The 4,298-nt window shown below is 58.0% G+C and carries 3 protein-coding genes and 1 pseudogene; all 4 read right to left on the reverse strand.

Annotated elements, in window-relative coordinates; all coding sequences use genetic code 11:
- On the reverse strand, positions 1 to 1,167 hold a 1,167-nt coding region (ltrA, locus tag L6637_RS42000), incomplete at its 3' end, for a group II intron reverse transcriptase/maturase (RefSeq protein WP_237867327.1).
- Between the two features lie 551 nt (positions 1,168 to 1,718).
- Positions 1,719 to 2,528, reverse strand: a pseudogene (locus tag L6637_RS42005) (IS66 family transposase); the annotation flags it as partial.
- A 45-nt stretch (positions 2,529 to 2,573) separates the two neighbouring features.
- Positions 2,574 to 2,768, reverse strand: a complete 195-nt coding sequence (tnpB, locus tag L6637_RS42010) for an IS66 family insertion sequence element accessory protein TnpB (RefSeq protein ID WP_128929738.1) — start codon at positions 2,766 to 2,768, stop codon at positions 2,574 to 2,576.
- Between the two features lie 33 nt (positions 2,769 to 2,801).
- On the reverse strand, positions 2,802 to 4,028 hold the full coding sequence (gene ltrA / locus L6637_RS42015) for a group II intron reverse transcriptase/maturase (RefSeq protein WP_128929739.1): 1,227 nt from the start codon (positions 4,026 to 4,028) through the stop codon (positions 2,802 to 2,804).
- Positions 4,029 to 4,298 lie beyond the last annotated feature (270 nt).

Consider the following 4,298-nt stretch of genomic DNA (forward strand, 5'->3'; position numbering starts at 1 on the left):
GCGTCCTAAACGGTGATGGAAGCGCTTGTACTTTCGCTTCAACCAAATACCTAACGTCTGGTTGATGTAGCGCGCCAGCGGATAAAGCGCTGAGCGGGTGTATTGCCCATAATAAGCGATCCACCCCCTAACCATCGGGTTTAGCTCGCGAGCAATATCGTCCAGCGTCACCTCGGCTCGCCTGCGAAGTTTCAAGCCTCGGACCTTCGCCCGCATGGCGTTCAGCGCTGGTTTGCTGACCGCCGGGGTGAACCCACAGAACATCTTCTGCGAATGCGGCCCCAGGACCGATCGTGGCCGGAAGCAATAACCGAGAAAGTCAAACATGACCGTCTCGCTTTTACCTCGGCGTCGATCATCCTTGCAGTAGACGATCCTCGTCTTCGTAGGATGCAATTCCAGATGGCACTCCGCCAGCCGAGCCTGGAGCGCTTCGCGAACGCTTTGCGCCTCCATCTCATTCCGATAATGTACCAACCCGTCATCCGCATACCGACACCACCTGAGATCGGGGAACGTCCGCGCCATCCAGAGATCAAATGCATAGTGCATGAAGAGGTTGGCGAGGATCGGGCTCACCACGCCCCCTTGTGGGGTGCCGCGGCTTCGCTCGATTATCGTTCCATCCTCTTGCACCATCGGCGCTGTCAGCCATCGTTCGATGTAGAGCAGCGCCCATGCGCACGTCACATGTTTCCGGACGGCCCGTAGCAACAACTCGTGGTCGATATTGTCGAACAATCCTTTGATGTCGAACTCTAGAAACCAATCATACTTCCAGCACCGCTGTCGCGTGACGCCTACGGCATCGAGAGCCGATTTTCCGGGTCTGTAGCCATAGGAATCCGCCAGAAAGATTGCGTCAAGAGCCGGCTCAATCAGTTGTTTAACAACTGTCTGTGCCACGCGGTCCGCCACGGTGGGCACCCCGAGGATCCTCTGGCCTCCACTCTTCTTTGGAATGGAGACAGCCCGAACAGGCGGCGGGAAGTAAGCGCCTGAACTCATTCGATTCCAAATCTTGTAGAGATTTCCCTTCAAGTCGGACTCGAACTGCTCAATCGTCACTCCGTCGACACCGGCTGCGCCACCATTGGATCGCACCTGCAGATATGCTTCGTACACCTCTCTCTTGTCGATGTTGAACGGCTTGCTCGGCTGGTTCATCGACGTCCTCCTGTTGCCAGTTGCGACGATGGCCAGCCCACCTGATCCGATCCCTTCGCTCCGGCCCCATTACGAGCCTTCGTCGCTAATACGGATCGGTCCGTCCCAGTGCTCCGCGTCGGTAATCTCGCCTCGCGGTCTTCTCCGCTTGTGCTTCTCCCTTTCCATCGGAGCGACTGGTTCCTGCAGTTCCGCGGCAGCGCCTGCATCCGATTCACGCCCCCTCAACGCCGGTCGCCGCCCGCCCGGTCATCAGGCTCCCGGCGGGCTCATCCCAGAGGGACGACACACCTCTGGTTTTGACGACGATTTCCACGTTACGACGGTTCATCGGCGGGTTCATTTTCATTCGTCTCTCGGACGCGTATCCGTTCGGGTCTCCCCCGACCGTTAGCTTCAACGCTCACGACCGCGCCTCTTAAGCGAAGCCGCTTGAAGTGATTTGAGACCTACTCCTGAAAGTCGATCCCGAGGGGCCTACCCTCATCGCTGCCACAGCTTGCGCGCACAGATTTTCAGATCATTTTGATCATCCTTTCTGTGTGCTTCTGCAGAACACTGTCATCGCCGTGCAGCCGCTCGGCGGCGAGGACATGGCGCTCAATCAGCTGGAACAACGGCATGACGGCGAAGGTTCCGTGGCCGACCTGGTCGGCCAGCGTCGACAGCGGCAGGTCGATCCGCTCAGCCTTGAAGCGCACGCTCTGGCGATTGAGCGGGATATGCATGCCGAACTTGTCGAACAGCATTGTCGCCAGCAATTGCGGACCGATGAAGCCGCGCGGCGTGGCATGGAACGGTGCCGGCGGCTGGCTTATCTTCTCGCAATCACGGCAGGTGAACTTCTCGCGTACCGTCTCGATGACCTTAAAGCGACGCGGAATCTCCTCCAGCGTCTTGGTCACATCCTCGCCTAGCTTCGCAAGGCGCGATCCACCGCAGCAGGCGCAGGTCGTTGGAGCCTCGATAACGACGCGCTCACGTTCGATGTCGTCCGGCCACGGCTTGCGCACCGGCCGCTTACGCGTGAAGGCGCTTACGCTCTGGGTTTTTGCGGCGGCAGCCTGCGCAGCCAGCTCATTCTCGGTCGCCGTGGTGGCGAGTTCTTCGAGCTCCAATTCCAACTGCTCGAGTAGCCGCGCCGTGCGCTCGGAGCGCAGCCCGTGCAGTTCGCGTTTGAGCTTCTCGATCCGTAGCTCAAGATGAGCGATCAGCACCTCGCTGTCCGACAGCTCCGCCCGCGCGTTGGCGGCATCCGCGACTGCCACATCGCGTTCAGCCTGCAACGCCTCGCGCTCGGCCAGCAGCGCAAGGTAGGCGCTCGCGAGATCCGACGGAAGATCGTCCGGCTTCGATGTCATGAAGCCATTGAATCAGATCAAGCCGCAGATTCAAACCAAAAACGGCTATCCGACACGCGTCGGACGATGAGTTTCTTGAGGGTTGCGCCAATCGATTCCGGACAACAGGTAGCTCATCTGAGCCGATGAGATCGTCACCGCTTCGCCCGCAACCGATGGCCAGACGAACCTTCCTCTCTCAAGTCTCTTAGTGAACAGGCATGCTCCCTGGCCATGGTGAGTCGGCCCCGGGAGTTGCACCCGGAGCCGCTCTCCGAACCGTACGTGACGCTCTCACGTCATACGGCTCTCAACAAGTAACGAAGCAGAACCTAACATCGTCCAATGAGCGAACAGCTTCGGCCTACGGCAGCGGATCAGCCTGAGCCTGGTGGAGGCCCTGACTTTTCCATTCTTCAGCCCTTTGTATTTGCGTCGCGCCCAGCGGTTTAGAGATTCGTCGACGTATCGATACAGGTTATGCATTTCTGACCGCCCATATCTGCCGTAGTACTGCATCCATCCACGAAGGACGGGGTTCAGTTCCAAGGCGATTGCGTCGATTTCCGTCTGCGAGCGAAGCCTGAGCCGGAGCTGCCGGATCGTCATCCGCATAGACTTCATTGCCGCCCTGCTGACCGCTGGCGAGAACGTACAGAAGTTTTCTTTCTTCTGATGGTTTCTTGCCCTGCGCGGTCGAAAGGTAAATCCCAGAAAGTCAAATGACTGACTGGCATGGCTACCCGGGCGATTGCTATCTTTGCAGTAGACGATCTTGGTCTTGTCGGGATGCATTTCGAGTTCGCATTCCCTGAACCTCGCCTGCAGCGCCGCCTTGATGGCTTCCGCTTCAGCCTTGGTTCGGCAATGTACGAGCCCGTCGTCCGCGTATCGACACCACGGTGACTGCGGGAAGTTTCGCGCCATCCATATATCGAACGCATAATGCAAGAACAAATTGGCAAGGACGGGACTGATCACGCCGCCTTGGGGTGTACCCCGGTCGCGAGCGGTGATCGCTCCGTCTTTGCCTTGCATCGGCGCTGTTAGCCAGCGTTCGATGTAGAGCAGAGCCCATTCGTCTTGCACATGCTTCCTGACGGCTTTCATAAGCAACTGGTGGCTGATATTGTCGAACAGGCCTTTGATGTCGAACTCCAGCACCCAGTCCATCTTCCAGCACCGTTGCCGGGTGATGCCGACGGCGTCCAGCGCGGCTTTTCCGGGCCGGTAGCCGTAGGAATCGGGAAGGAAGATTTTCTCGAGTACTTGTTCAATCTGAAGCTTGACGACCGTCTGCGCCACGCGATCTGCTACTGTCGGCACGCCTAGAATGCGTTGTCCGCCGTTCTTCTTGGGAATGGGGACAGCCCGAACGGCAGGTGGAAAGTAGCTGCCAGAAGACATTCGATTCCAGACCTTGTAAAGGTTGCCCTTGAAGTCCTTCTCAAAAGCTTCGAGCGATACCTTATCCACGCCGGCCGCGCCCGCATTGGCTTTGACCAGTTTGTAGGCCTTCATCACTGTCTGCTTGTCGATATCGTACTGCTTACGTCCGGTTACACTCACATGTCCTCCTGCTCATCACAGTTGCATATGGGCGCAACCCACTTGTTTCGGCCCCTTCGCTCCAGTTCCATTACAGCACCTTCATCACTACTACGAGCCGATCCGCCCCAGTGTTGTGCTTCGGTACTCTCGTCTCGCGGTGTGTGCCGCTTGAACTTCTCCCTTGGCATCACAACGACTGGTTCCTGCAGTTCTCTACAAGAGCCTGTATCCAGATCGCGT

The organism is Bradyrhizobium zhengyangense (genome assembly GCF_022012435.1).
Taxonomy (GTDB): Bacteria; Pseudomonadota; Alphaproteobacteria; order Rhizobiales; family Xanthobacteraceae; genus Bradyrhizobium; species Bradyrhizobium zhengyangense.